Here is a 26,368-nt window from a genome sequence, read left to right on the forward strand (position 1 = left end):
TCCTTCCTTACATGAGGGTAGAACATGTCTCGTACCACTAGAAAAATAACGATTCCGGTCAGCATTGGCTATGGCTTGACAGATATCATGGGCGGCGGTGCGTTTACCGTTATTGGCGCCTGGTTGTTGTTTTTTTATACCACATTTGTGGGGTTATCACCGGTAGAAGCGGCATCCATTGTCGCGATTGCGCGTATCGTGGACGCGATCGTCAGTCTATTCATGGGCAGCTTTACCGATCATTTTTATAAAAATCCTTTAGGTAAACGGTTTGGTCGCAGACGATTCTTCCTGCTAATTGGCGCGCCGCTGATGCTGGTCTATATTCTGCTGTGGGTTACCGGCATGAGTTTCTGGTTTTATCTGGCGGTATATCTGGCCTTTGAAATTATTGCGGCAATGGTGCTGATTCCATGGGAGACCCTGCCGTCCGAAATGACCAAAGACTTTAACTCCAGAACAAAGCTGTCGACTTGTCGTATGTTCCTGTCGGCTTCTGGTACGTTCCTGGCAACGTTTATTCCTGGTCTGCTCATTAGTCATTTTGGCGAACACGATCCGCATGCGTATTTTATTAATGGCGTTGTTTTCTCTGTTATCTTTATGCTGTGCGTTTTTATTTCGTGGAAAGTAACGTGGGAGCGCGAACTGACCCCGGAAATGCAGGCCGAGCTGGAAAATAACCGTCAGCCGATGTCTTTTCTTGAGAAAGTCGCGGCGACCGGTAAATTATTCAAAGATTACTACTCCACGTTGAAAGTACGCGCGTTCAGGAAACACCTGGCTATCTATTTATTCTCGTTTACCGCGAAGGATGTCTACAACACGGTATTTGTCTTCTTCTGCGTATATTGCCTGAACGTCTCTTCCTCGCTCTCCGGTACGTTGTTATCGATGAGTATTGTTGGGTTGCCGGTTACGCTGCTGGCCGGTGTGGCCATCATTAAATATGGTCCATCACGCCTGTATGTGTTCGCCTATACCGTGATGATGCTGTGCCTGGCAGGGCTGTTTATGGTGTACCAGTTCCCGAGCGATAACAAAGTGACGATCCTGGTGGTTCTGGCTGCACTGTATCAGGTTGGGCGCTGCGTGCTGGAGTTTACGCCGTGGAACGTGTTCCCATTTATCCCTGATATCGATGAAATGATCACCCGCCAACGCCGTGAAGGTCTGTTCGCCGCAGTCATGACTTTCTCTCGTAAAACGACGGTAGCCATTGCGACTTTTGTGGTGGGCGTGATGCTGCAGAGCGGTGGTTTTGTGAAGGGGAGCCAGGCGCAGCCGGAAAGCGCCGTGAACACCATCGCCATGTTGCTGTTCATCGGCACTGCGGGCTTGTTGCTGATTGCGCTATGGCAAGCGATGACCTTCCATTTAAATAAACGTACTCACAAAATCTTCGTGGATGAGGTCGAGCGCCTGAAAGCCAGAGGATCCAAACAGGATGTGACGCCTGAAACGCGGCACATTGTTGAAGATCTGACCGGCTATTCATACGACGATCTGTGGAATGAGCCACAGAACGCGAAAACAGCGCTGAGTCGTACCGCGCAGCTGAGTTAATGCCAACGGTGGCAGCATAGGTAATGGGCGTTCGCTTCTGCCTATGTTGTCACACAACTTAAAAATCATGTCATACCAATCGCCCGTATATTAATACAAATCAAAATCTCGAGCGGCGAACTCGTTAATCTAGTATGGCAATCAACGTTCTCTATAGTGAGTCAAAAAAGATGCAGAATAAGCTATTAGCCGCCAAGGCAACTCTCCCAACTTACGATCGCAGCAAACTGGTTTCTCGAATCGTTCATCTCGGCTTCGGCGCTTTCCATCGTGCGCACCAGGCGGTGTATGCCGATATCCTTGCCTCTGAACATGGCAGCGACTGGGGCTATACCGAAGTCAACCTGATTGGCGGCGAGCAGCAGATTGCCGATCTACAGCAGCAGGATTTGTTATACACGGTCGCTGAAATGTCGGCCGATGCCTGGACGGCGCGCGTCGTCGGCGTGGTGAAACAGGCGATGCACGCGCAGGTCGATGGCCTGGAAAGCGTGTTAGCGAAAATGTGCGAGCCGCAGGTGGCGATCGTATCGCTGACTATCACCGAAAAAGGCTATTGCCACTCTCCGGCGACCGGCCAGCTGCAGCTGGATAACTCGCTGATTGCCGCCGATTTACAGCAACCGCACCAGCCAAAATCCGCACCGGGCGTGGTGGTCGAAGCGCTGGCGCGCCGTCGCGCCGCTGGCCTGCCGGCCTTCAGCGTGATGTCCTGCGACAACATGCCGGAAAACGGCCACGTGATGCGTAACGTGGTTTGCGCGTTTGCCCGCGCCGTTGACGCCGATCTGGCGCAGTGGATTGAGCAAAACGTGACTTTCCCTTCAACGATGGTTGACCGTATCGTCCCGGCCGTCACCGCGGATACGCTGGATAAAATTGCACAACTGACCGGCGTGCGCGATCCGGCCGGCGTGGCCTGCGAACCGTTCCGTCAGTGGGTTATCGAAGATAATTTCGTTGCTGGCCGTCCTGCATGGGAAAAAGCAGGCGCTGAGCTGGTCTCAGACGTGGTGCCATTTGAAGAAATGAAGCTGCGCATGCTGAATGGCAGCCATTCATTCCTGGCCTATCTGGGTTACCTGGCGGGCTATCAGCATATCAATGACTGCATGCAGGATGACAACTACCGTCTGGCCGCACAGGCGTTAATGCTGCAGGAACAAGCGCCGACCTTGAAAGTGCAGGGGGTGGATCTGGCGCGCTACGCCGGGCTGCTGATTGAACGCTATAGCAATCCAGCACTGAAACACCGCACCTGGCAGATTGCGATGGACGGCAGTCAGAAGCTGCCGCAGCGGATGCTGGATTCCGTGCGCTGGCATTTAGCGCATCAACGCGATTTCAGCCTGCTGGCGATGGGCGTTGCCGGTTGGATGCGCTACGTTGGCGGAGTGGATGACCAGGGGCAGGCGATCGACATCAGCGATCCGCTGCTGCCCGTGATCCAACAGGCGGTGCAGGGCAGCCAGGATGGCACCGAGCGCGTGCAGGCGTTGCTGGGCATCAAGGCGATCTTTGGCGATAGCCTGCCGCAGGAAGGTCGTTTTGTTGACGCGGTAACCTGCGCCTATCTGTCGCTGCAGCTCAACGGCGCGAAAGCGACCGTCGCCGGGTGGGCCAAAAGTCAGTAACAGCCTTGTCGCCTCCGGAACCCCTTCCCGGAGGCGACCAACACGTCGTCCGCCCGATCGGGTAACCCGGCGAAGCATAGCGCGAGCCGGGTTATTTCTGCGCGTAGCAATACACGTTCTGTTGGATATTCCCCTCCGCTGTGAAAAAATAAAAATCATGCAGAAATATGATCAAGATCGTTGCATATACATAACTACAACTATCCATAATTAATTATATATAGTTGATGTTTATTTTAATGATCAAAGTATTTATTTCGATAATTGTTTATTTTCCCTCAGTGCCAGATATGCCATGATAGCGTCATACCATCAGTTTCTTCAGGATTAAGGAGCCGGGCTATGTACAAGAAAATATTGTTGCCTGTCGATGTTTTTGAAATGGACTTAAGCGATAAAGCAGTTCGTCATGCCGACTTTTTAGCGACCGCGGAAGAGGGCGAGCTCACCTTACTGAGTGTGCTACCAAACAGCAGTAGTTCGGTGTTGCGCGGCTTCGCGGCGGACATTCGTAAATTCGAAGCGTTTATGAAAGAGGAGTCGGAAAAGAAAATGCGTGCGCTTTCGCGGCTGTTTTCCATTCCGGTCTCGCGGATCCACACCAAAGTCGTATTTGGTAACGTCCGCGATGAAATTTTAGCGCTGAGTAATAAAGAAGAATATGACGTTATCGTCATCGGATCGCGTAAACCGGGTATTTCAACGCATTTATTGGGTTCAAACGCGGAATCTATTTTACGCTACGCTAAAATTCCGGTGTTAGTCGTCAGATAATTTATTGATGGCAGCCAACCATGCGCTGGCTGCCGCTTAACTCATTATTCTTCGCTAAACCACTCGCTGTTTTCCTGACGAATTAACAATACCGATTCGCTAATTTCGTGCAGGTGAATATTCATCGCCTTTTCAACCGCGTCGAGATCGCGCTTTTCCAGCGCCTCGAAGATATCCAGATGTTGGCGCAGCAGCATCTCTGGCGGCGTGACGTGGTCGAGGCTCATATAACGCACCCGGTCGATCGTCGCTTTAATGTTTTCAACCGTATCCCACGCCAGCTGGCAGTCGGCAATGACCGACAGTTTCTGGTGGAACTCATCATCAAGCTGGAAAAAGTCGTTGAGCTGCTGGCGCTCTACCGCAACCCGCTGCTGATTGAGGTTCTGCTCCAGTTGATAGAGCTGCTCGTTATTGATCATCGACGCCGCGCGACGCACTACCGCGCACTCAATCGCCTGGCGAACAAAACAGCCGTTACGCACCTGGGTCATTGAGATTTTGTTCACATAGCTGCCGCGCTGCGGGCGAATCTGAATCAGACCGTTTTCCGCCAGCTTGATAAAGGCTTCGCGCACCGGCTGACGGGAAACGTCAAAACGGACTGAGACCTCTTTTTCCGACAGCGGCGTTCCAGGTGGGATCAGGCAATGAACAATATCCCGGCGAAGGATGCGATAGATTTGCTGATTGACGGGCTGGGTCGGATTCAGTTGCGTTTCTGCGGCCATTGATGATTACTTTTTAATGGGTTATGAGTGTTATTTTACTCGTTTTTTGTTGTTCCGCCCAGACCTGGCCGACAGGCCAGGTCGCGGAGGGAATTAGCCCTGACGGTGAATGCTGAGCCCGGCGAAGCTCTGGCTCACCGGCATCATCTCGAGCGTGTTAATGTTCACGTGTTTCGGCAGATTAGCGACCCACCACACCGCTTCCGTGACGTCTTCCGGCGTCAGCGCTTCGGTGTTTTCGTAGGTTTTTCCGGCTTTCGCATCGTCGCCTTTAAAGCGGACGTTGGAGAATTCGGTGCCGCCAACCAGACCCGGCTCGACATCTGTCACGCGAATGGCCGTACCGTGCAAATCGGTGCGCAGGTTCAGACTGAACTGGCGAACAAAGGCTTTGGTCGCGCCGTAGACGTTGCCGCCAGCGTAAGGCCAGTTACCGGCGGTAGAACCGATATTAATAATATGGCCGCGATTGCGCTCAACCATCCCCGGCAGCACTGCGCGGGTCATGTAAACCAGGCCTTTATTGTTGGTATCGATCATATCTTCCCAGTCTTCCACGCAGGCGCGGTGGGCGGGCTCCAGGCCCAACGCCAGACCGGCGTTATTGACCAACACGTCGATAGCTTGCCAGTCGGCGGGCAGCCCGGCGATCATCTCTTCGATAGCCGCGCGGTTACGCACATCAAGCTGTGCGGTGTACAGGTTGTCGCCAAGTTCTTCTTTTAGCGTCTTCAGGCGCTCTTCACGACGCCCGGTGGCGATCACTTTGTGGCCGTTAGCGATAAAACGACGAGTAATACTCTCACCAAATCCAGCAGTTGCGCCAGTCACCAGGATAATCATCTTACTGTTCCTCAAAGCTTTTTGTGTTGTCATAACATAGCATGCGTTATTGCCGCGCGGTAATGTAAATCGTATCGCAAGATGTCGGCAAAAAACGCGTCTTTGATAAATCATTGCGGCCAATCAATGAGTTGCCTACTCTTAGGGGATAATTGCGTTCAGGAGAGAATCATGACGGACACGAATCCCTTTTTACACGTCAGTTTGCTGCCGTATCAGGCGCCGCATTTTGATCTCATTGAGGATAGCCACTATCGCCCGGCTTTTGATGAGGGCGTGCGGCGCCAGCGCGAGGAGATCGCGGCAATCGTTAATAATCCGGCCCCGGCGGACTTCGACAATACGCTGGTCGCCCTGGAGCAAAGTGGACAACTGCTGGCGCGCGTGACTCGCGTCTTTTTCGCCATGGCGGGCGCGAATACCAACCCGCTGATACAGCAGTTGGACGAAGCGTTTTCCGCTGAGCTGGCGGAACTTAGCAATGATATTTGGCTTAACGAGGCCTTATATCAGCGGGTCAGTCAGATCTGGCAGCAGCGTGACGCGCTAAATCTGGATCAAGAATCGCGTCGACTGCTTGACGTGAGCTGGCAGCGTTTCCAGTTAGCAGGAGCGGGGCTGGCGGAAGCACAAAAGTCCGCGCTAAAAGCGTTGAATACGGAAGAAGCGTCTCTGCAAAGCCAGTTCCAGCAGCGGCTACTGGCGGCGGTGAAATCCGGCGGTCTGGTCGTCGATTATCGGCATCAGCTTGACGGTCTGACTGCTGATGAAATCGCCGCGGCTGCTGATGCCGCGCGCGACAAAGGTCTGAACGATCGTTGGTTGCTGGCGCTGACCAATACCACCCAACAGCCAGCGCTGCAAACGCTTGCCGATCGTCAGACCCGACAAAACCTGTTTGCTGCTGGCTGGACGCGTAACCAAAAGGGTGACGCCAACGATACTCGTGAACGGGTTCTGCGCCTGGCGGCGATCCGCGCGCACAAAGCCGAACTGCTGGGCGTCGCCGACTACGCCAGTTGGTCACTGGCCGATCAGATGGCTAAAACCCCCTCCGAGGCGTTTGCCTTTATGCGTCGAATCGCGCCAGCGGCTCGCCGTCGCGCCGAACAGGAACTGGCGGATATTCAGCAAGTGATTGATGAAGAGGGCGGTGGTTTCAGGGCTACGGCGTGGGACTGGGCGTACTACAGCGAACAGGTCCGGCGTGCTAAATTCGCCCTCGATGAGGCGCAGCTTAAACCCTATTTCGCCCTTGACCGCGTGCTGGAAGACGGCGTTTTCTGGACGGCGACGCAGCTGTTCGGCATTCGTTTTGTCGAACGTTTTGATATTCCGGTTTACCATCCCGACGTGAGAGTATGGGAGATCTTCGATGTCAACGGCGAGGGAATGGCGCTGTTTTACGGCGACTATTTCTCGCGTGATGCAAAAAGCGGCGGCGCATGGATGGATGTGTTCGTGGAGCAATCCACGCTTCGCGCTCAGCGTCCGGTGATCTACAACGTCTGTAATTACCAGAAACCGAAAGCCGGCGGTTGCGCATTGCTGTCGTGGGACGATGTCATCACCCTGTTTCACGAATTCGGTCACGCATTGCACGGCCTGTTCGCCAGCCAGCGCTACGCCAGCCTGTCGGGCACCAATACGCCGCGCGATTTTGTGGAATTTCCGTCGCAATTCTACGAACACTGGGCCCGTGAACCACAGGTTTTCGCCCACTACGCCAGACATTACCAGACCGGCGAGGCGATGCCGGAGAGTTTGCGTGATAGCATGTTCCGCGCCTCGACGTTCAACAAAGGTTACGATATGAGCGAACTGTTGGCGGCAGCGCTGCTGGATATGCACTGGCATAGCGTCACCCCGCAGGCGTTACCGCAGGACGTTGATGACTTTGAGCAACAATCGTTGCGCGAAGAGCTGATGGATCTGGCGGCGGTGCCGCCGCGTTATCGCAGCAGCTACTTTTCGCACATCTTCGGCGGTGGTTATGCTGCGGGTTACTATGCCTATCTGTGGACGCAGATGCTGGCCGATGACGGTTATCAGTGGTTCGTTGAGCAGGGAGGGTTAACCCGCAAAAATGGTCAGCGTTTCCGCGAGGCGATTTTGTCGCGCGGTAACAGCAGCGATCTCGAGGCGTTGTACCACGACTGGCGCGGCCGCGATCCTAAGATCGAGCCGATGCTGGAAAATCGCGGGTTGTAAACCAGCGACTCTGCCCGCCAGTGCGTCACTCAGGTCTGGCGGGCATTTCCGCGTTAGTGGTGTACGTTTTCCGACCATTCTCACCCCCTCAGCGAACAAATCGGAGTTGTTAAGATTCACAATTCCGCATTTTTCCTTCATCATTTGTCGGCTTTTACTATTAATAATCAGCGCTTACAAAGTGCGAGAAAGATATTTTTATACTCAAGGCCGGTATGGACTATAAGAAAGTACTAACGACGATGTTTTTGCCTGCGGTGACGAACCGTGGCCAGGGACTTTTTCAATGTCAATGTTGACCCCAATCGGGAGGAATACAGTGCACCCGTTAATTAAGGTCATGCTGGTGGGCGGCAAAGCAGACGGTCTACTGGTCAGCGTCGCCGACACCGCGACGGAAATTTCCGTTACCCCCGCGCAGTATGGCGCGCAATCCGGGCTGCCGCTCAGCTACCGGGTAGTCTCACAGATGATTGATGATGAGCGTCTGTTCTTTGGCGTGTTCAGCGATTCACATCAGGATGCCGATAAGCTCGCCAGAGTGGCGTTGACCCGTGGGATGAAAAAATCACTCAGCTGAGCGTCATTTTCCGCGTGCGTAACAGCAAGGGATTGCCATGATAAACCGTATCCGTATCAACAACTTTCGTTCAGTCAGGGAGATTGAGCTGGAACTGGGGCCGTTGAATATCGTGTTTGGCCCTAATGGATGCGGGAAATCGAATATTTACAAAGCCATTCATCTGTTGACCGCTTCCGCTGACGGCCAGTTTTCCAGCTATATTAGCGAAGAGGGCGGGCTTGAGAATATTATGTGGTCGGGGAAACAGGCGCCAACCGACCGCTACCCGCATCGCCTGCAAATCTCCTGTCTGACCGATGAGTTCGATTACGAACTGCAGGTCGGTTTTCCGGAGAAGCTGCCATATGCCACGCATTTCATGCTGGACCCGATTGTTAAAGAAGAGAACATATGGCTGTCGGGCTTTAACCGGCGTCCGTCATCGCGGGTGCTGCAGCGGAAAAACCAGGCGGCTTTTCTGGTTGACGTGAATGGTGAAAAAAGCACTTTCACCGATGCCATCTATGAAAACGAGTCCATCTTTGGCCAGCTTGGCGAGCCGCACCGTTTTCCGGAAGTTTCGCGGGTGCGTGAAACTATGCGCCGCTGGCGGTTTTATCATGAGTTTGCTATCGGCAGACTTTCGCCGCTGCGCCAGCCGGCAGTTGGTTACCGTTCACCGGTGCTGGATAGTGACGGCGGCAATCTCGCGGCGGCTTTCCAGACCATCGTTGAAATCGGCGCTGAGGCGTTGCTGTATGAAATTCTTGCCGAGGCTTTCCCCGACTGTACCTTTTTCTGCGAGAATGAAAACTCACGCTTCGTGATGAAAATGCGCCGCAATGGTATTCATCGGCCTCTGCTGGCGGCGGAAATGTCTGATGGCACTCTGCGTTTTCTGTGCCTGGCGGTGGCGCTGTTAAGCCCGCGGCCTCCTGCATTTCTGGCGATCAACGAACCGGAAAACAGCCTGCATCGCCAGATGTTCCCGGCGCTGGCCCGGCTGATCGTCGAAGCTTCGCGTTACAGCCAGATTTGGCTCACCAGCCACTCGGCGGAGTTGGCGGGGCTTATCTCGGCCACGGCGGAAAGCCGGAGTTACGAACTGGAAAATAGCGGCGGGCAGACGCGAATCCGAGTATTATACCGGTAAGGTTGGGGGCCGTAGCCCCCGTTATTATTGACAATGAAGCGTGACCTGATAATGCCATTGGGTATCGAGCAGCAGCCACTGCGACAGTACGCTCGGGGTCCAGGAGTCATCCCCGCCAACGCCCATATGCCGGGCGTCGAGGGTTATCCAGACGCCATCCTCCGGTTGCATACGATGCCAGTGATCGGTGGCCATGAGTTGTTCGCTGCTGTACGGCTGCACTGAGAAATGGAAGTGACCTTCAACGTGCCAGCGCCCCCAGTCCAGGGCCGTGCTATCGCAGCGCAGACCGTTCTCCGTCGGGAAGATGTACGGCGTGCTCATCTCATGCAGTGGCTGCTGCCAGCGTGAGAAGCAGGCGCTGCTTTTGCGATCCGGGTAGTTTTCATGTGGGCCAAATCCCAGCCAACTGACCTCAGCGCGTTGATCCGGCACCTGGAAGCGTAGCCCGACACGCGGCAGCGGAGGCAGCGTACCGGCTCGTTCGCCGTTGACGGTGAGCTGGAGCTTACCGTCGGCTGTGAAAGTCATCCGCCAGTGGCTGACGATGACCGTCTCCTCGCCGCGTTGATAGCGCCAGCGGCTATCAATCACCACTTCCCGCGCCAGCTGCTGGGCCTCGCATTCGACGCAGCGGGCGGTAAGCTGATACAACCCGGCGCTCTTCCAGCGTTCGATCCAGGCGTTCGGGTCGATACGCTCAACTTCGCTAACGCCAATATCATTATCCAGCGGCGCGCGGACAAACTGGTCTTCCAGCGGCGTCAGCAGCTGTTGTTCCCCAGCCACGAACCATTCACAGAGCTGCCCGCTTTGACGGTTGATTGTCCAGAGTTGGGATCCCGCGCGAACCTGGTAGGTTGCGGCATCAATCGTCAGCATCGGCGCCGGGCCGTCAGAGGCCGCTTCGCGTAAGGCCAGCGGCGCGGCGATCGGGAACTGTTGCCAGGCGACGCGATGACCGGCTTCTGACCACGCGGTGGCCTGCGGCTGGACCACTTCCAGCATCAGCCAGACATCGCTGGCGCCGTCCGGCAGCGTTAGCGTATCGCTCAGCGTGAGTTCCGTGCGATCCTGCGGCGCCAGCGCGAGATCAAGGCTGCCGCTGGCGATCGTGTCTCCACGGCACTGCACCTGCCAACGCAGGCTTTCGTTGTCGGTGGCGCGGAACAGGTATTCGCTGTTGATGGCAATCCGCAGCGGATTTTGTTCGAGCAAGGCGAACTGGAAGTACTGCTGCGCGTGTTTTGCTTCAATAAGCGCTGGATGCGCGCGGCGGTCCGGGAATACCAGACCATTCATGCAGAATTGACGGTCGTTAGGCTTATCGCCGAAATCGCCGCCGTAGGCCCAGCCGACGCTGCCGTCAGCGAAAGTTTTCTCAATCGCCTGATCGGCCCAGTCCCAGATAAAACCGCCCTGCAGGCGGGGATAGTCGCGAAAGGCCTGCCAGTAGTCGGCGAAATTACCGAGACTGTTGCCCATCGCATGGGCATATTCGCAGAGGACCAGCGGACGCTGTTCTCCCGGCAGGCTGATCCACTTTTTGATCGACCATTTCGGTACTGCCGGAAACGGCTGATCGCGCTCGACGCGGGCATACATCGGGCAAATAATATCGGTGGCGCTGCTGTCGGCGCCGCCGCCTTCATATTGCACCGGGCGCGAAGGATCGTTGCGTTTCAGCCAGTGGTACATCGCTTCATGGTTGCCGCCGCCGCCGGATTCATTGCCCAGCGACCAGATAATAATCGACGGGTGGTTGCGGTTGCTTTGCACCATGCGCGTCACGCGCGCGCTGAAGGCGGCAAGCCAGGCCGGATCGTCAGAAAGTCGGTTCATCGGCACCATGCCGTGGGTTTCGATGTTGGCTTCGTCCACCACATACAGACCGTAACGGTTGCAAAGCTCATACCAACGCGGCGCGTTGGGGTAGTGTGAACAGCGCACGGCGTTAAAATTATTCTGCTTCATCAGCAGAATGTCTTGCACCATATCCTCTTCACTGACGACCTGACCGCGCTGATGATGATGTTCGTGGCGGTTGACGCCGCGGATCAGCAGTGGTTTGCCATTGAGCAGCAGCAGACCGTCGCGGATCTCTATCCGGCGAAAACCGATATCCCAGGCCTCCGCTTCCAGCAGCTTTTCGCCGCGCCATAGCGACACCACGGCGCGGTAACAATCAGGCTGCTCGGCGCTCCACAGCCGCGGACGCGCGATGTCGAGATTGAACATCGCTCGTTCGCCGTAGCGGCCGCGTTCATCAATGACCGGCGAACCCAGCGGCTGGCGCTGGCAGGCCACCTGCGTTTCACCATCCCATAGCGCCACTTCGACTTCCAGCGCCGCCAGCGCTTGTGGTTCGGCGGCGACGCTAAGATTGATCTGTAGCTGTGCATCGCGATAAAGCGCGTCAAGCTGCGGGGTTAATTGCACATCGCTGAGATGCTGCTGCGGTTTATGGAGCAACCAGACAGAGCGAAAAATACCGCTCATACGCCACATATCCTGATCTTCAAGCCAGGTACCGGCGCTCCAGCGCATCACCATCACGCACAAGCGGTTGTCGCCAGCCTGCAGGAACGGGCTCAGATCAAAGGCGGCGGGCAGGCGGCTGTCCTGGGAATAGCCGACCCATTCGCCGTTGCACCACAAATGAAAGGCGGAGTTGACGCCGTCAAAGATAATTTGCGTTTGCCCCTCGGCGCGCCATGCGTCATCAACGATTAACTGCAGCGAGTAGCAACCAGTGGGGTTTTCCTCCGGTACCCGCGGCGGTAGGGTGTCAATCGGGTAGCGGACGTTGGTGTAGATCGGCGTGTCATAGCCCTCGATCTGCCAGTTTGAGGGCACCGGCGTCGCGCGACTGTCGGGCAGATCACGCTGCAGCCAGCTGGCATCGACGGCAAACGGACTGCTGGCGAAGGAAAATTGCCATTCGCCATCCAGTTGGCGGCGGCGGGGCGAAGGACGACCCGATCTTGCCGCCTCAGGATCGCGCCAACTGGCAAAAGACGGATGGGCGGGCAGGCGGTTGATCTGGGTGATGTTCTGGTTCTGCCAGTCCTCGCGGGCCAGTACTTCGTTAAAACACGGGCCGCGAGCGGCGCCTGGATCATATTGTTGCATACGCGTACCTGACGGATAATTGTGAAGAATGTTATTCGCTAGACAATCATGATTCGGTTATCAGGTATTTTGCATAACGCCGCAATATTGGTGAAAATGAAACCCGTTAACGATCACGAATCACGGCGGAAATGGCAAAATTCTGTCGTGAATAAGACATAAAATGTTAGCGTAATACATTCAATAAATTCTCACTAACAGGAGTGGGCGATGCAGCGCCGTTCAGCCACATTAGAAGATGTCGCCCGTGAGGCGGGTGTCTCGCAACAGACGGTTTCGCGGGTGGTAAATCAGCCGCATATTGTCGCGCTACGTACCCGAGAGAAAGTGTTGCGTGCGATGCAGACGCTGCACTATGTGCCGAACCGTTCAGCGCAGCTGCTGGCGGGTAAAGCGGCGCCGTCGATTGGCTTGATCAGCGCCTCGCTAACCCTGCATGCGCCATCGCAAATTGCGGCGGCGGTGAAGCGGCACGCTGGCGAGCAGCGGCTGGAGGTTGCTATCGCTATGCCAGCGCAAAGTGATTATCCGGCGCTGCAGGCACGGCTGGATGAGTTTCGCGCCCAGCATATTCGCGGCGCTATTATCGGGCTGCCCCTGGAGAGTAGCGTTGCCGAACGGCTGGCGGCGGAAAACACGGATATTGCCTGCCTGTTTCTTGATGTATCGCCGGAAACTGAGGTCTCTTGCGTGCGTTTCGATCATCGTGATGGTTGCGGCGCTTGCGTGCGCCATCTTTGGGGGCTGGGGCATCGTGAATTCGGTCTGCTGGCAGGGCCGGAAAGTTCGGTGTCGGCGCGGATGCGTCTTGGCAGCTGGCGCGAAACGTTGCACCGGCTGGGCGTGAGTCAATCGGTGACGGTGTTTGGTGACTGGGGCGCCGCCAGCGGTTGGCAAAAAACCTTTGAGCTACTGCATAAGAATCCGAAGCTAAGCGCGATCGTGGTGGCCAACGATCAGATGGCGCTAGGGGTGCTCAGCGCGCTGGCGCAGCTTAATCGTCGCGGCAGTCAGGCGATATCGGTGACCGGTTATGACGATACCGCCGACAGCCTCTATTTCCAGCCGCCATTGACCACCGTCGCTCAGGATTTCGACCTGTTGGGCCAGCGCGCGGTGGAACTGCTTATTCAGCAGATGGCTGCGCCGACAGGCCGCCTGCGCGAACTCCTGCCAGCGCGGTTGGTGATACGTCAGTCGACCTGGCCAATCGCGACGGGCGATGAAAAAGCGCCGCTTATCGCCGAACTGAAAGCGCTGGTGGAAAAACTATGAGTACGCCAGCGGTTTATGATTTATTGAACAATGGCGTGCTAGCCTGCAATCCTGGCGTAGGGAAGTCCCAACGATTTTTCTGCGTAAAATATTAAATACAATCTATACCCTAAATAATTCGGGTTGCAGGCAGGCGGCGAAGCAGCCAACGCACATGCAACTTGAAGTATGACGGGTAAATCCATGCAAGCATTAATTCACCGCCAGTCACATGGCGGTTTTTTTTGCCTATTATCTCTGCACATCACTAAACTCTGATTTTATTATCATCTTCTGGCTGTCGATAAAACACGCTAACACCAGCATAAACACGCTGTTTTCTATCGACCTTGTCTCGAATTTCTCGCGGGTTGTAATTTTCAAGGCAGCATAAAATGCTGCGAGAGCGGATGGTGGAAAAAACGGTCGTGGTTAATCATACTGATCGCATTATGCAACCTGGTGGTAATTCCGATGAACGATGATTTTCAGGCCATTAAGAACGAATTTGAAAAGTATGACGATGCAGCGAAAGGGACGGCGGTGGCGTTCGCCATGTATGAAGATTTAGCCAGGCGTCTGGCGGCTTATTTCCACCGTCTCGATCAGATGAACAAACGGCGTTTTCTACTCAAGCTGGAAGAGGGGGAGCGCGAAATCGGCACCCAGGGCAACTACGACTGGTACGGGGCGCTAACGCGGTTCCAGCCAGTGGAATGACGTCCACGCGGGAACACGGTGTTACCCAGCGCCTGGCGCCTTGATTTCAGTATGTAACCAACGAGCAAAAGCCTCTAACGGCATCTCATTGATTCTACTAAAAATGAATAAACATGCGTAGTTGGCAGTTTATTCATTGTGACTGCCCATTTGGAATAACTATTTATCTTTTTTCCTGGAAAGAAGGGTTATATCCACGATGGCAGCAATGATAATTGTTAATACACTACACAAAAACCAATAATCGGGAAGTATGAAATAATAAAAAATGAATAAAAGTATGACAACGACATAAATACTTACATATGAAGTTGCGTCTTTAAAAAAAGAGAAGAAAAAGCCTTTCATTTGTTCCGTTTCTCTTTGAGGAATTTCATTATGCCATAGTGAATTGATATGGTTATTAAAAGTGAAAGAAGTAACAAGAAAATAAATAGCGAGTCAAATGATGCGTTAAATCCTAAAAATGACAAATGCTCTAGTAATGAGATGAAAGTATCAGCATTCCCAAATCTGAATACTATTTCAAAAGTCAGCGCTGATACTATAATAAACAAAGCAAGAAACAGGATAATTTTTAAAATCTTCTTTTTCAAAACCCATTACCTCATGATAGTATAGGGAATAATGTTTTTATTATGAGAAGGATACACTGTAATGTATATATCATCAATCATAAAATCCCGGTAGTGGTTAATTCATTTTGTTTTAAAAATGAAGTTTTGACCAGGCTTAATAAATACTCTATGGCAATTGTCACTGCAGCATCTTTTTATGGTAAAGTTCAGGTGGCTGCATTAGCTGCCAGAAGATTGCATCAACTATCTCCAGGGTTGTATCAGGATTTTTATTCAAATAATATTGAAGTGCTATATTTCTTAATTAGTGACAGCATTGATAAAGCTTTGATTAATTCGATAGGCTTGCGTGGAGAAGATCGATTTATATCTATCGTTAAAAATCTTGCAAGATGATGTACCTATAGCAAGACTATTAGTCTAAAAATCTTGCATGCCAATATTTCATTGTTTCTTCATCTCCCAATGGGTGACGTTAACTTCAATGAAGAGACTGTTATAATTTAGGGTAAGTATGTTCGTTTCTGACATAGTTAGCGGGAAATATCTCTCTGATACCAACAAATGGCCGAATGCCACTGTGTACAAAAAAAGCAGAACGCCCCCTGGTGCAAAAGCAGCAGGGGGCGCTTACGGGTGGGGATTATCGTCGTTCATTAGTCATCCCATTTGTGACTTAGATACGCGGCAAGAAAACCAAAGAACAGAATCGTTCCCAGTACTGCCATAAATACATGCATGTTTCCCAGCATGGTCTACCTCCATTACGTTTTGCTTTGCGCTAAGTTGTCCTCATTGAACAGGGTTTACGGTTGTTGGATGAATAATAACCTGGTCAACCTAAACAAAAGATTAACCAGTTTAACTATTTCGCAATGAAACAAATCAGGGGGATTAGATCGCGCGTTCGAGGACAAACAGATAGGCTTCACGCGACCAGAACAGGGCGGTGCGTCGGCGTTCTACCGACATGGCTTTGACTTCCCATCCTTGCTGAGTGTATTCGGTGAGAAAGCGGCTCATCTTATCGGGATCGGCTTTGGATTCGCCGAACACCATACTGCCCAATATCCCTTCTTTATAGATAACAACACGGCACTCTTTTTTCATCAGCATAATCCTTGCAGGCGTAACTCATAGATGAAGGTTATTGTCGCTGGTCACTGTCATTTTACAACCGTTCGGCGGAAAACTTTTTCCGGTACTGTAAGGGGCTGATAGAGAATTGCTGGCTAAAGTGGCGGCGTAGGGTGCTGGCATTGGCGAAACCGCAGAGCTCAGCAATACTGTCGATGCTGAGACGGCTATCCGTCAGTTGCTGGCGGGCGCGAATAAGCCGCTCATCCAGTAACCAGCGTGCCGGGGATTTACCGGTCGCCTGCTGAAAACGGCGCAGGAAGGTACGTGGACTCATGCCCATTCGCTGCGCCAGCGACGCCAGAGTATGACGGTCGGCGAGGTGCTGATGCAGATAATCAAATAATTGACCGAGGCGCTGACTTTCGCGCGCTTTAGCCACCGGGCGGATCACCTGCTGTGCCTGTCGGCCATCACGGTGCGGCGAAACCACCAGTCGCCGGGCGACGATATTGGCGGCGTCGTGGCCGTAATCTTCGCGCACCAGGTGCAGACAGAGATCGATACCGGCGGCGCTGCCAGCGGAAGTCATCAGCCGCTCGTCGCCGACGTACAGCACATCTTCAATCACCTCAATCAGTGGAAAACGCTGCTGTAGCCGCTCGGTATAGCGCCAGTGCGTGGTGGCCTGGCGACCATTGAGCAATCCGGCGGCGGCAAGGACAAACACCCCGGAACAGATGGAAATGATACGACAGCCGCGGGCGTGAGCGGCGACCAGCGCCTGACACAGCGCGGCGGGGACATCGCCGTCAATATCGCGCCAGCCAGGGACGATAATCGTGCTTGCTTCTTTGAGCAGCGCCAGCCCGCCGTCAGCGACCAGGCGAATGCCGCCGGTAGCGCGAAGTTCGCCATCATCGATGGCAGCCACCGCAAAACGGTACCACCGATCGCCCATTTCCGGGCGCGGGAGAGCAAAAATCTCGACCGCTACGCCGAATTCAAACGTGCAGAGGCCATCATAGGCGACGGCGACGATCAATGGTTGTGACAATGTCACGTTTTTGGTTGTCAGGATCTCAGCGTTTTCTGTCATCAATCGCCGCGGCGGTACGGGTAAAGAGTTAGGTAGAGTAGTGGTACCACAGACAAGGAGAATACGCCATGAGTGTTGTAACCGACTTTACCCCTGCCGCCCCGGCCGATGCTGCCGCCTGGTTTGCCCGTAAACTGAGCGTCGAGACCGACTGTGCCGACGTTCATCGCGCCCTGCAGGAGGGCGAACCGGACTTCGTTTTGCTGCACGTTATCGGCAGCCATGCGATGTTCACCCGCCGTCATTTGCCTGGCGCGCTGCATCTGCCGCATCGCGACATCAATGCTCAGCGTATGGCGCAGTGGCCAGTGGAAACGCTGTTTGTCGTCTACTGCGCGGGGCCGCACTGTAACGGCGCGGATATTGCCGCGTTAAAACTGGCGCAGCTTGGTCGACCGGTCAAAATGATGCTTGGTGGTCTGACCGGTTGGGCGGACGAAGGGCTGGCTTTTGCCGAAAGCGCCACGACCAACATGAAATAAATTCAATGGTCATGAATTTTTCTCGTTTGCTGATGGCCATCCTGCATGACAGTATCTGGACATATAGCCATCCAGAAGTCTAAAAATTCAAATAATGAACTATCACGGTAGGCAACTACCTGCCTACCTTTAAGGAGAGACCATGCAACGTCATCAGGCCCCGTTCCGTGCAGATATCGTCGGCAGTTTTTTACGTCCTAACGCCATCAAACAGGCGCGTATTCAGCTGGCGGAAGGCAACATCGACGCTCAGCATCTGCGCCAGATCGAGAATGAAGCCATTCGTCAACTGGTACAGCAGCAGTGCGACTGCGGCCTGCACGTGGTGACCGATGGCGAATTCCGTCGCGCGTGGTGGCACTTCGATTTCTTTGACGGCCTGCAGGGCGTTGAGCGTTACGATTCAGAAAAGGGAATTCAATTCAACGGCGTGCAGACCAAAGCGCACGGTATTCGCGTCACCGGCAAACTGGCTTTTGGCGATCATCCGATGCTGGAGGATTTCCGCTTCCTGAAAAGCATTAGCGGCAACGCGCAACCTAAAATGACCATTCCGAGCCCGAGCGTGCTGCATTTCCGCGGTGGACGCAAAGATATCGATAGCGCGGTATATCCGGATCTGGCCGACTATTTCGACGATCTGGCGACCACCTGGCGTGACGCCATCCGCTCGTTTTATGATGCCGGCTGCCGTTATCTGCAACTGGATGATACCGTCTGGGCTTATTTATGTTCGGATGAACAGCGTCAGCAGGTGCGCGAGCGCGGCGATGATCCGGACGAACTGGCGCGTACCTATGCCCGGGTGTTGAATAAAGCGCTGGAAGGTAAACCGCAGGATCTTACCGTCGGTCTGCATGTCTGCCGCGGCAACTTCCGCTCGACCTGGATCTCGGCAGGCGGCTACGAGCCCGTCGCGGAAATTCTCTTCGGCGGCGTCAATATTGATGCGTTCTTCCTTGAATATGATAACGACCGCTCCGGTGATTTTGCGCCGCTGCGCTTTATCCGCCCGGGACATCAGCAGGTTGTACTGGGGCTTATCACCACCAAAAACGGCGAGCTGGAAAACCCGGAAGGTGTGAAGGCGCGTCTGCAGGAGGCAGCGCAGTACGTGCCGCTGGAACAAATTTGCTTAAGCCCGCAGTGCGGTTTTGCCTCCACTGAAGAGGGCAACTCGCTAAGCGAAACCCAACAGTGGGATAAAGTCCGCCTCGTGACCGGCATCGCCGCCCAGGTCTGGTAAGTTCATCACCGGCCCGCAGAACGCGGGCCTTGTCTATTTACGCAACAGTCGCTGTAGACGCGCCTGTCGCCACTGGCGGATCCAACCGGCAAAGACGAACAGACGCAATCCGCGGATCAGCAGCAATACGCCCCAAATGATCGCCACCCATGCGGACCAATAGTAGCCCGGTTCGGTGAGCCGATTAATCACCAGCAGCAGAATGCAGACGGTCACCGCCACGCTGAGCGAGCGGAAAAAGCGGCTCTCCTGGCGCACCCGCGCTTTGGCTTCTTCAATCCGCAGGTCAAGCGACGCTTCATGCCCGGCAGGCGGTTCATCGCTAAGTTCAGCGACGTTTATCTCAAATACGGCGGCAAGCGCGCTAAGGGTTTCCAACCCAGGACGATCGCCGTTTTCGATGCGTTGGATAGTACGTACGCTGACGCCAGCCAGTTCGGCGAGCTGTTCCTGAGACCAGGCGCGTTGCAAACGTAATTGTTTCACTCGGGTGCTGCTGTTCATGGTGTCAATCTCCGGATGTAAACCTGAGACCAGTGTTGCGTATCAGAACGTCGGGCGCCACGACAGGCACCTGACAGCCAGGTGACAGCAACCCGACAACCGTGCGACGGCAGGCTTACGCCTGAACCGTTTGCCACGGACGCACGTTCATGCCGCGGAAAATCATGAGCCACGCGGCGGTAATCGCCAGCATTAAAATAACGAACAGAGACCAGTGCGGCAGATGGGTCAGGATCACCCCGGTCAGCATCGGGTTAAAGGCCGCGCCTAACCAACCTAATGACTGGGCGGAAAAATAGCTGGCTTTCATCCCCGCAGGCGCAATCTGATCGATCAACATATATTCACCCGGTGCATAAATAACTTCACCGAGGGTAAAGACAGCGGCGGAGAGCCCCCACAGCATGAGGTTATTACCAGAGATGATAAATCCGCCGAGGCCGACCACATAGCATAAGGTACCGAAGGTCATCAGCGGGCGAATATTTCGCGCGGATAGCCGACGACCGACGGCATATTGCAGGGCGACCACCACGGCGGCATTCACCGGCAGCACCACTGCAACGACCTTCTCCGCAAAATCGCTGGTGCCTGCGACCAGGACATACTGTGAAATACAGGAGGCAAAAGAGCCGCCGACAAATGAAGCCAACAGGCCGGAAAAGGTGAACCACAGCAGGGCACGGTCGCGCAAAAGCACCGATGGCGTCCACTCCGGGGTGATGCCTTCCACGCTGGCGGCGGATGTGCGCTCAACGAAGATCTGAATGAACATCAGCGGGAAGGCGGCGCACAGCGCCGCCAGCCAGAACGGCAGATTGATACTCTGCATCACCAGTAGCGTGCCAATCGGCGGCCCTACGGTCCAACCAATATTCAGAAAGGTATAATTGAGCGAAAAGATGCGCGCTTTCTTTTCCGGCGACAGTACGTCGGCGAACCAGGCTTTCAGCACCGTAGAGAACACCGAGTAGGCGCAATTAATCAGCGAAAAGAAAAACACCACCAGCGCGACGCTATTCACCGCCGGAATGGCAATAAAACCGACGATAAATGCCAGGATGGCGATCAGCATATAGCGCTTTTTGTCGAATTTGTCGGCGAGGATGCCGAAGCCCATGCTGAAAATCACGCCGACAACCAACGCAATCGACAGCGCATAGCCGATGACGTCAACCTCCAGTTGGAAGCGGCGGGTGAGGTAGATCGTCATAAAAGGAAGCGTTGCGCCGCGGCCGATAGTTAACAGCAACGACGACGCCAGCAGCGCTACCGTTGAGCGCCTGATGGTGGTTGTCATTTTTTCCTTGCCCGATGAGATGTTTTATTTTTGTTGTGCCCGATCACAAATAGCATGCGAATTGAGGCTTGTATAGCAGGCCCCGTGTCGGAACGTGCCTTCCGTACCTGCTAAAAATAATGATCTGTTCGCGCGGTGGGAATTTGGTTACTTTGGCTTCAGTCATCTTTTTTCGCGTATGCCGACATGGCGAAAGAGCGCCTGCGTGAGGTTTATTGTTAAATTGATGATATTTTTATAATAACTAATTGTTAAATGATAATTTATGACAAGGGCGAGTATGACGCGTAAAGATGGGCTACTGGCATTGCTGGTGGTCGTGGTGTGGGGGCTTAATTTTGTCGTGATTAAGCTCGGGTTGCATAATATGCCGCCGCTGATGCTGGCGGGACTGCGTTTTTTGCTGGTGGCGTTTCCGGCGCTGCTATTTGTCGCGCGGCCCAAAATATCGCTGCGCCTGCTGCTGGGTTATGGTTTGACCATCAGCTTCGGCCAGTTCGCCTTTTTATTCTGCGCGATTAATCTGGGGATGCCAGCCGGTCTGGCGTCGTTGGTGCTGCAGGCGCAGGCCTTTTTCACCATCGTGTTGGGCGCGTTTGTCTTTGGCGAACGCCTGCAGGGCAAACAGGTTGCCGGGATCGCGCTGGCGATATTTGGCGTTCTGGTGCTGGTTGAAGCCAGCCTTGGCGGCCAGCATGTACCGCTGGTGGGCTTTATGCTAACGCTGGCGGCGGCGCTCAGCTGGGCCTGCGGCAATATTTTCAATAAGAAGATTATGTCTCAGCAGCACAAACCGCCGATTATGTCGCTGGTGGTATGGAGTGCGCTGATCCCGATACTGCCGTTTATGCTGGCGTCCTGGCTTATCGACGGTCCACAGGCGATGGCGGCGAGTTTGGTCAATATGGATACCACCACCATACTGTCACTGCTGTATCTGGCGTTTGTCGCCACGATTGTTGGTTACGGTATCTGGGGATCGCTGCTCGGGCGTTATGAAACCTGGCGTGTGGCGCCGCTGTCGCTGTTGGTGCCGGTGGTGGGGATGGCCAGCGCGGCATTGTTGCTCGGCGAAAGGTTGAATGGTCTGCAGCTGTTGGGCGCGGCGCTGATTCTGGCCGGGCTGTATATTAATGTCTTTGGCCTGCGGTTAGTGCGTCCTGGCGCTGCGCGGAGATAAAAAGCCCCGCGTTAGCGGGGCCCTGGAGAGATCAGAACGGGCGGGCGTTAGTTGTAATACGGTACGCCCAGCTCATCCGATTTATCATTGCCGGCAGCCATATGATTGAAATCAAACGGCGAGTCATTATGTTCGGAAGGTATGATCATCGCATCCCGGTTATTGTGGCGCACCGGAGTGGTGGTTTGCTCCGCATAACTCTGGCTGGAAGCCAGCGCCATTAGCACGATGGCGGCGGTAGCGAATAATTTCATGATTTCCTCAATACGTCTTTTTGCAGGCGATTAACAACAATAATTATTTAACGGCATCAGGTAGCGGGATTCGCCCGGTACGTTGGTGATACGGTATTTGTGCGGCGGGACATCGAAATAGTTTTTAAACGTCCGCGTCAGCGTCTGTTGCGATTCAAAGCCGTAGCGCTCAGCCAGATACAGAATCGGTTCATTACTTTGCTTGAGCTTCTGCGCAATCTCCGTCAGCTTACGGCTGCGGATGTACTGGCCCAGCGAGTGACCCGTCTCTTTCTTAAACATTCTTTGCAGGTGCCATTTGGAGTAACCTGAGCGCTCCGAAACTTTCTCCAGCGACAGCGGAGATTCCAGGTTCTCTTCGATCCACGACAAAATACTATGGATAGTGATGGCGTCGTTATTGCGTCTGGACATCATCTTACCTCTTCTTATTACGGCAGGACTTTCTTGAGCAATAGCTCAAGCATGGCCACTTCGTCAGCCGTTAGATTTTTTGTTAGTTCCTGGTGCAATTTCTGACCCACAACTTGATGACAGTGCTCACAAAGGGCTGCGCCTTCTGGTGTTAACTGAACCAGAACACCGCGCTTGTCATTTGGGTTGGGCAACCGTTCTATCCAGCCTTTGCAGACTAGCCTGTCGAGCATGCGCGTCATTGCGCCCGGATCGACCGACAGGACGGTCTTCAACTCAACGGGGGTGGTACATACTTCGCAGCGAATGGAGCAGAGCACCCGGAACTGGGTGGCGGTGATATCCATGGGTGAAAGGTAGTCGTTGAGCAGTCGATCTTTCTTCTGGTTAACCATCTGGATCAACCGGCCAAGAGGGATCATCTCATTGAACAGGTTGTTAGCGTTTTCCATGATAGTTGCCCAGGCAATTACTTAGTTGCGAAGGATATTATTGCCGCGGCAATCATAAGTCAACATTATGAATTGGCCGATGCCACGATTTGCTAAAGATAAGGAACTTGATATGCATCACTGTTTTTGATTTTACTAACGCTTGTTATTTTTTGAAAGTGCAATTTTTTTAACCAATGTGGCGTCGGGGTAGCGGCTACCGATATACTCACCAGGCCAAACTGTGCTGAAAACATGAGACTTAACGGGACGTTGATTAACTATGCTGGAACTCTTTAAAGCAATCGGGATCGGGCTGGTGGTGATTTTACCGCTGGCGAACCCGCTGACCACCGTGGCCTTGTTCCTTGGCCTGGCGGGTAATATGAACAACGCTGAGCGCAACCGCCAGTCGTTGATGGCATCGGTTTATGTTTTCGCAATCCTGATGGTAGCGTGGTACGCCGGCCAGGTGGTGATGAATACCTTTGGTATCTCCATTCCGGGTCTGCGTATCGCCGGCGGCCTAATCGTGGCTTTCATCGGTTTTCGGATGCTGTTCCCACAGCAGAAAGCCCATGATTCGATGGAAGCGAAGATCAAATCGGAAGAGCTGCAGAATGAGCCGACGGCCAATATCGCTTTCGTGCCGCTGGCGATGCCCAGTACCGCCGGGCCTGGTACCATCGCGATGATTATCAGCTCTGCTTCGACGGTCAGACACGGCGTCGATTTTCCGGACTGGGTGGTGCTGGTGGCGCCGCCGATTATCTTTGCGTTGGTGGGGGTGATTCTGTGGGGTTGCTTGCGCAGTTCCGGGGCGATTATGCGTCTGGTGGGTAAAGGCGGGATTGAGGCGATTTCCCGCCTGATGGGCTTTCTGCTGGTCTGTATGGGCGTACAGTTCATCATTAACGGCGTGCTGGAAATTATTACGAATTATCACGCCTGATAGCGCATTGACGCATGAAAAAACCCGGCGGCTTGCAGCGCGCCGGGTTTTTTATTTGTCTGGTTTATCAGGAATGATGGGGCTGCTGCTCTTCGACCGGGGTCGGCCAGCGGCGGAAGATCATCACCGACCACACCAGCGCAACCAGTGCTGGCACCGCGCCCACGTAGCCAATCGCCGACATCGACAACTGCGTGCTGACCTGGCTGCCGACCAGCGCACCGGCGCCGATGCCAATATTGAAAATCCCTGAGAACAACGACATGGCAACGTCGGTGGCATCCGATGCCAGCGCCAGCACCTTCACCTGCATACCGAGGCCGATGATCATAATCGCCATCCCCCAGAACACGCTGAGCAGCATCAGGTGATTGGCGTTTTGTGAGGCTGGCAACAGCAACAGCAGGCAAACCAGCAGCAGGCCGATGGCGATATTAATCAGACCAGAGGCATGCTGATTGCCAAGTTTACCGAACAGAATGCTGCCGATAATCCCCGCGCCGCCGAGCACCAGCAGCAGCAGGGTGGCGAAGTTGCCGCTCAAACCGGCGACGGTCTGCACGAATGGCTCGATATAGCTGTAAGCCGTGTAATGGGCGGTCACCACGATTGCCGTCAGCAGATAAATACCGAGTAGCGCCGGGCGGCGAAACAGTACCGGTAGGCTCTTCAGCGAACCGGAATGTTCGCTTGGCAGCGCTGGCAGTAGTTTAGCCAGACAGACCAGCGTCGCTAAGGCGCCGAGGCCAATGGCCAGGAAGGTGACGCGCCAGCCGAAATATTGCCCGACGATACGGCCAATGGGGATGCCGAAGACCATCGCCAGTGCGGTACCGGTGGCGATCAGGCTTAGCGCTTGCGCGCGCTTGCCGGGCGGCGCCATACGGATGGCCAGCGCTGAGGTGATAGACCAGAATACCGCATGGGCGAAGGCGATACCGATGCGGCTAATCACCAGTACGGTAAAATTCCATGCGAAGAAGGACAGCACGTGACTGACGATAAACAGTGCGAACAGACCGATCAGCAACCGCCGACGCTCCATCTGGCTGGTCAGCAGCATAAACGGCAGCGACATTAGCGCCACCACCCAGGCATAGATAGTGAGCATGATCCCGACCTGCGCCGTTTCCATACCGAAGCTATCGGCGATATCGGACAACAGGCCGACCGGGGCAAATTCAGTGGTATTAAAGATAAAAGCGGCAATTGCCAGCGTGACGACCCGCAGCCACGCGACCTTGCGTGAGACCGTATTTGTAAGCATAAATTCCGGGCTGGTAGTAATAAGGAGAAGAGGGGACGATCTTAAAACGAATGCTGCTGAAAATACAATCACTTTGTGATCTGTGTCTCATTTTATTTTTGGTTGCTACGGTGAGCTAACAACTTAATTTTTCAGCCAATAGTGTGTGGCAGCTGTTTTTATGTCATGTTGATAGACAATAAAAAAGGGGAACGTGATGAAAGAAATTAACTTTTACCTGGTCGATGCCTTTAGCGATCGCAATTTTGGCGGCAACGCGGCGGCGGTGTGTCCATTAAGTGAATGGCTGCCTGATGACACGCTACTGAAGATGGCGCAACAGCATAACCAGTCCGAAACGGCATTCTTTGTCCGCACCGACAGCGGTTACGAACTGCGCTGGTTCACCACGCTGGGTGAAATTAATCTCTGCGGTCACGCCACGTTAGCGGCATCGCATGTCATTTTTGAGTATCTCGAACACCCATCGGCAACTATCGTTTTCAGTACCCGTTTTGTGGGTGAACTGCGGGTGACACGCAGCGGCGACTGGCTGACGCTCGATTTCCCGGCCTGGCGGACTACCGCGGTGAGTCCGCTTCCACCCGCGCTGTTGGCCGGCCTGGGCATTGAGGAGCCTCTGGAAGTGCGGGAAGGGCGTGATTACCTGGTGGTGCTGCGCGACCGGGCGCAGGTTGAAGCAGTACGCCCGAATATGGCGGCGCTGGAGACGCTGGATAAGATGATCTGTATCAGCGCGGCCGATGAAGAATACGATTTCGTCAGCCGCTTTTTCTGTCCCGGGGAGTCAGTACCTGAAGATCCGGTGACAGGCTCGACGCACAGCATGTTGATTCCCTATTGGGGCGAAAAACTGGGGAAAACCGAGATGCTGGCGCGGCAGGTTTCAGCGCGTAGCGGCGAATTGCGCTGCCAGTGGCGCGGTGAGCGAGTGCGGATCAGCGGCCAGGCAACCACCTATCTGCGCGGCACGGTTTACCTGCGCGAGGGTTGAGATTAGTTCC

At 54.2% G+C, this 26,368-nt stretch carries 26 protein-coding genes; 14 read left to right on the plus strand and 12 right to left on the minus strand.

What is annotated here, in order from left to right; all coding sequences use genetic code 11:
* Positions 1-24 precede the first annotated feature (24 nt).
* The 3 genes from PYR66_11210 to PYR66_11220 all read left to right on the plus strand — a co-directional run bounded on the left by PYR66_11210 (position 25) and on the right by PYR66_11220 (position 3,974).
* Complete coding sequence (locus PYR66_11210; protein WEF30213.1) at positions 25-1,566, plus strand: MFS transporter; 1,542 nt, start codon at positions 25-27, stop codon at positions 1,564-1,566.
* 170 nt (positions 1,567-1,736) lie between these two features.
* Positions 1,737-3,200, plus strand: coding sequence for a mannitol dehydrogenase family protein (locus tag PYR66_11215; GenBank protein WEF30214.1), 1,464 nt, complete (start codon positions 1,737-1,739; stop codon positions 3,198-3,200).
* Positions 3,201-3,542: 342 nt separating this feature from the next.
* On the plus strand, positions 3,543-3,974 hold the full coding sequence (locus tag PYR66_11220; GenBank protein ID WEF30215.1) for a universal stress protein: 432 nt from the start codon (positions 3,543-3,545) through the stop codon (positions 3,972-3,974).
* Between the two features lie 44 nt (positions 3,975-4,018).
* Here PYR66_11220 and PYR66_11225 read toward each other — a convergent pair whose 3' ends face one another.
* Together PYR66_11225 and ydfG are read right to left on the minus strand one after the other, a co-directional pair.
* Positions 4,019-4,705, minus strand: a complete 687-nt coding sequence (locus PYR66_11225; GenBank protein ID WEF30216.1) for a GntR family transcriptional regulator — start codon at positions 4,703-4,705, stop codon at positions 4,019-4,021.
* A gap of 93 nt (positions 4,706-4,798) precedes the next feature.
* On the minus strand, positions 4,799-5,548 hold the full coding sequence (ydfG, locus tag PYR66_11230) for a bifunctional NADP-dependent 3-hydroxy acid dehydrogenase/3-hydroxypropionate dehydrogenase YdfG (GenBank protein WEF30217.1): 750 nt from the start codon (positions 5,546-5,548) through the stop codon (positions 4,799-4,801).
* Between the two features lie 171 nt (positions 5,549-5,719).
* Here ydfG and dcp point away from each other — a divergent pair, with 171 nt between their 5' ends.
* The 3 genes from dcp to PYR66_11245 all read left to right on the plus strand — a co-directional run bounded on the left by dcp (position 5,720) and on the right by PYR66_11245 (position 9,474).
* Positions 5,720-7,759, plus strand: a complete 2,040-nt coding sequence (gene dcp, locus PYR66_11235; protein WEF30218.1) for a peptidyl-dipeptidase Dcp — start codon at positions 5,720-5,722, stop codon at positions 7,757-7,759.
* Between the two features lie 319 nt (positions 7,760-8,078).
* Positions 8,079-8,339 (plus strand): hypothetical protein, encoded by a 261-nt coding sequence (locus tag PYR66_11240; GenBank protein WEF30219.1) that lies wholly within the window; start codon positions 8,079-8,081, stop codon positions 8,337-8,339.
* A 37-nt stretch (positions 8,340-8,376) separates the two neighbouring features.
* A complete protein-coding gene (locus PYR66_11245; GenBank protein ID WEF30220.1) occupies positions 8,377-9,474 on the plus strand; it encodes an AAA family ATPase in 1,098 nt (365 codons plus the stop codon).
* A 24-nt stretch (positions 9,475-9,498) separates the two neighbouring features.
* On the opposite strand, the gene PYR66_11250 is transcribed toward PYR66_11245, so the two are convergent.
* Positions 9,499-12,606, minus strand: coding sequence for a beta-galactosidase (locus tag PYR66_11250; GenBank protein WEF30221.1), 3,108 nt, complete (start codon positions 12,604-12,606; stop codon positions 9,499-9,501).
* A 210-nt stretch (positions 12,607-12,816) separates the two neighbouring features.
* On the opposite strand from PYR66_11250, the gene PYR66_11255 reads away from it, so the two are divergent.
* From PYR66_11255 to PYR66_11265, 3 genes are all read left to right on the plus strand, one after another.
* Positions 12,817-13,881 (plus strand): LacI family DNA-binding transcriptional regulator, encoded by a 1,065-nt coding sequence (locus tag PYR66_11255; protein ID WEF30222.1) that lies wholly within the window; start codon positions 12,817-12,819, stop codon positions 13,879-13,881.
* A 453-nt stretch (positions 13,882-14,334) separates the two neighbouring features.
* Positions 14,335-14,580, plus strand: coding sequence for a hypothetical protein (locus PYR66_11260; GenBank protein WEF30223.1), 246 nt, complete (start codon positions 14,335-14,337; stop codon positions 14,578-14,580).
* Between the two features lie 746 nt (positions 14,581-15,326).
* The gene (locus tag PYR66_11265; GenBank protein ID WEF30224.1) at positions 15,327-15,554 is read left to right on the plus strand and encodes a hypothetical protein; all 228 of its coding nucleotides are present in this window, start codon (positions 15,327-15,329) and stop codon (positions 15,552-15,554) included.
* Between the two features lie 260 nt (positions 15,555-15,814).
* Here the strand turns inward: PYR66_11265 and mgtS are convergent, their stop codons facing one another.
* The 3 genes from mgtS to ftrA form a co-directional block, all read right to left on the minus strand.
* Positions 15,815-15,910 carry a protein MgtS gene (gene mgtS / locus PYR66_11270; protein ID WEF30225.1) on the minus strand — a complete coding sequence of 32 codons (96 nt, stop codon included), beginning with the start codon at positions 15,908-15,910 and terminating at the stop codon, positions 15,815-15,817.
* 142 nt (positions 15,911-16,052) lie between these two features.
* Positions 16,053-16,268, minus strand: coding sequence for a DUF4177 domain-containing protein (locus PYR66_11275; protein WEF30226.1), 216 nt, complete (start codon positions 16,266-16,268; stop codon positions 16,053-16,055).
* 61 nt (positions 16,269-16,329) lie between these two features.
* Positions 16,330-17,334: a transcriptional regulator FtrA gene (gene ftrA, locus PYR66_11280; GenBank protein WEF30227.1), complete on the minus strand. Its 1,005-nt coding sequence runs from the start codon at positions 17,332-17,334 to the stop codon at positions 16,330-16,332.
* A 68-nt stretch (positions 17,335-17,402) separates the two neighbouring features.
* On the opposite strand from ftrA, the gene PYR66_11285 reads away from it, so the two are divergent.
* Together PYR66_11285 and PYR66_11290 are read left to right on the plus strand one after the other, a co-directional pair.
* Positions 17,403-17,816 carry a rhodanese-like domain-containing protein gene (locus PYR66_11285; GenBank protein ID WEF30228.1) on the plus strand — a complete coding sequence of 138 codons (414 nt, stop codon included), beginning with the start codon at positions 17,403-17,405 and terminating at the stop codon, positions 17,814-17,816.
* A gap of 142 nt (positions 17,817-17,958) precedes the next feature.
* A complete protein-coding gene (locus PYR66_11290; protein ID WEF30229.1) occupies positions 17,959-19,062 on the plus strand; it encodes a cobalamin-independent methionine synthase II family protein in 1,104 nt (367 codons plus the stop codon).
* Positions 19,063-19,095: 33 nt separating this feature from the next.
* On the opposite strand, the gene PYR66_11295 is transcribed toward PYR66_11290, so the two are convergent.
* Both PYR66_11295 and ydeE read right to left on the minus strand, forming a co-directional pair.
* A complete protein-coding gene (locus PYR66_11295) occupies positions 19,096-19,566 on the minus strand; it encodes a helix-turn-helix domain-containing protein (GenBank protein WEF30230.1) in 471 nt (156 codons plus the stop codon).
* Between the two features lie 115 nt (positions 19,567-19,681).
* Positions 19,682-20,866 carry an efflux MFS transporter YdeE gene (ydeE, locus tag PYR66_11300; GenBank protein ID WEF30231.1) on the minus strand — a complete coding sequence of 395 codons (1,185 nt, stop codon included), beginning with the start codon at positions 20,864-20,866 and terminating at the stop codon, positions 19,682-19,684.
* A gap of 280 nt (positions 20,867-21,146) precedes the next feature.
* Here ydeE and eamA point away from each other — a divergent pair, with 280 nt between their 5' ends.
* On the plus strand, positions 21,147-22,046 hold the full coding sequence (gene eamA, locus PYR66_11305) for an O-acetylserine/cysteine exporter (protein ID WEF30232.1): 900 nt from the start codon (positions 21,147-21,149) through the stop codon (positions 22,044-22,046).
* Positions 22,047-22,093: 47 nt separating this feature from the next.
* Here eamA and marB read toward each other — a convergent pair whose 3' ends face one another.
* The 3 genes from marB to marR are packed head-to-tail and all read right to left on the minus strand — an operon-like array spanning position 22,094 to position 23,166.
* Positions 22,094-22,300, minus strand: a complete 207-nt coding sequence (gene marB, locus PYR66_11310; GenBank protein ID WEF30233.1) for a multiple antibiotic resistance protein MarB — start codon at positions 22,298-22,300, stop codon at positions 22,094-22,096.
* A gap of 30 nt (positions 22,301-22,330) precedes the next feature.
* Positions 22,331-22,714 (minus strand): MDR efflux pump AcrAB transcriptional activator MarA, encoded by a 384-nt coding sequence (gene marA / locus PYR66_11315; protein WEF30422.1) that lies wholly within the window; start codon positions 22,712-22,714, stop codon positions 22,331-22,333.
* Between the two features lie 17 nt (positions 22,715-22,731).
* Positions 22,732-23,166: a multiple antibiotic resistance transcriptional regulator MarR gene (gene marR / locus PYR66_11320; GenBank protein WEF30234.1), complete on the minus strand. Its 435-nt coding sequence runs from the start codon at positions 23,164-23,166 to the stop codon at positions 22,732-22,734.
* Between the two features lie 262 nt (positions 23,167-23,428).
* Here marR and PYR66_11325 point away from each other — a divergent pair, with 262 nt between their 5' ends.
* A complete protein-coding gene (locus PYR66_11325) occupies positions 23,429-24,097 on the plus strand; it encodes a MarC family NAAT transporter (GenBank protein WEF30235.1) in 669 nt (222 codons plus the stop codon).
* A 67-nt stretch (positions 24,098-24,164) separates the two neighbouring features.
* Here the strand turns inward: PYR66_11325 and PYR66_11330 are convergent, their stop codons facing one another.
* On the minus strand, positions 24,165-25,364 hold the full coding sequence (locus PYR66_11330) for a sugar transporter (protein WEF30236.1): 1,200 nt from the start codon (positions 25,362-25,364) through the stop codon (positions 24,165-24,167).
* Positions 25,365-25,560: 196 nt separating this feature from the next.
* On the opposite strand from PYR66_11330, the gene PYR66_11335 reads away from it, so the two are divergent.
* Complete coding sequence (locus PYR66_11335; GenBank protein WEF30237.1) at positions 25,561-26,358, plus strand: PhzF family phenazine biosynthesis protein; 798 nt, start codon at positions 25,561-25,563, stop codon at positions 26,356-26,358.
* The last annotated feature ends 10 nt before the right edge of the window (positions 26,359-26,368 follow it).

Source organism: Klebsiella aerogenes, from assembly GCA_029027985.1.
In the GTDB taxonomy this organism is placed as follows: Bacteria; Pseudomonadota; Gammaproteobacteria; order Enterobacterales; family Enterobacteriaceae; genus Klebsiella; species Klebsiella aerogenes_A.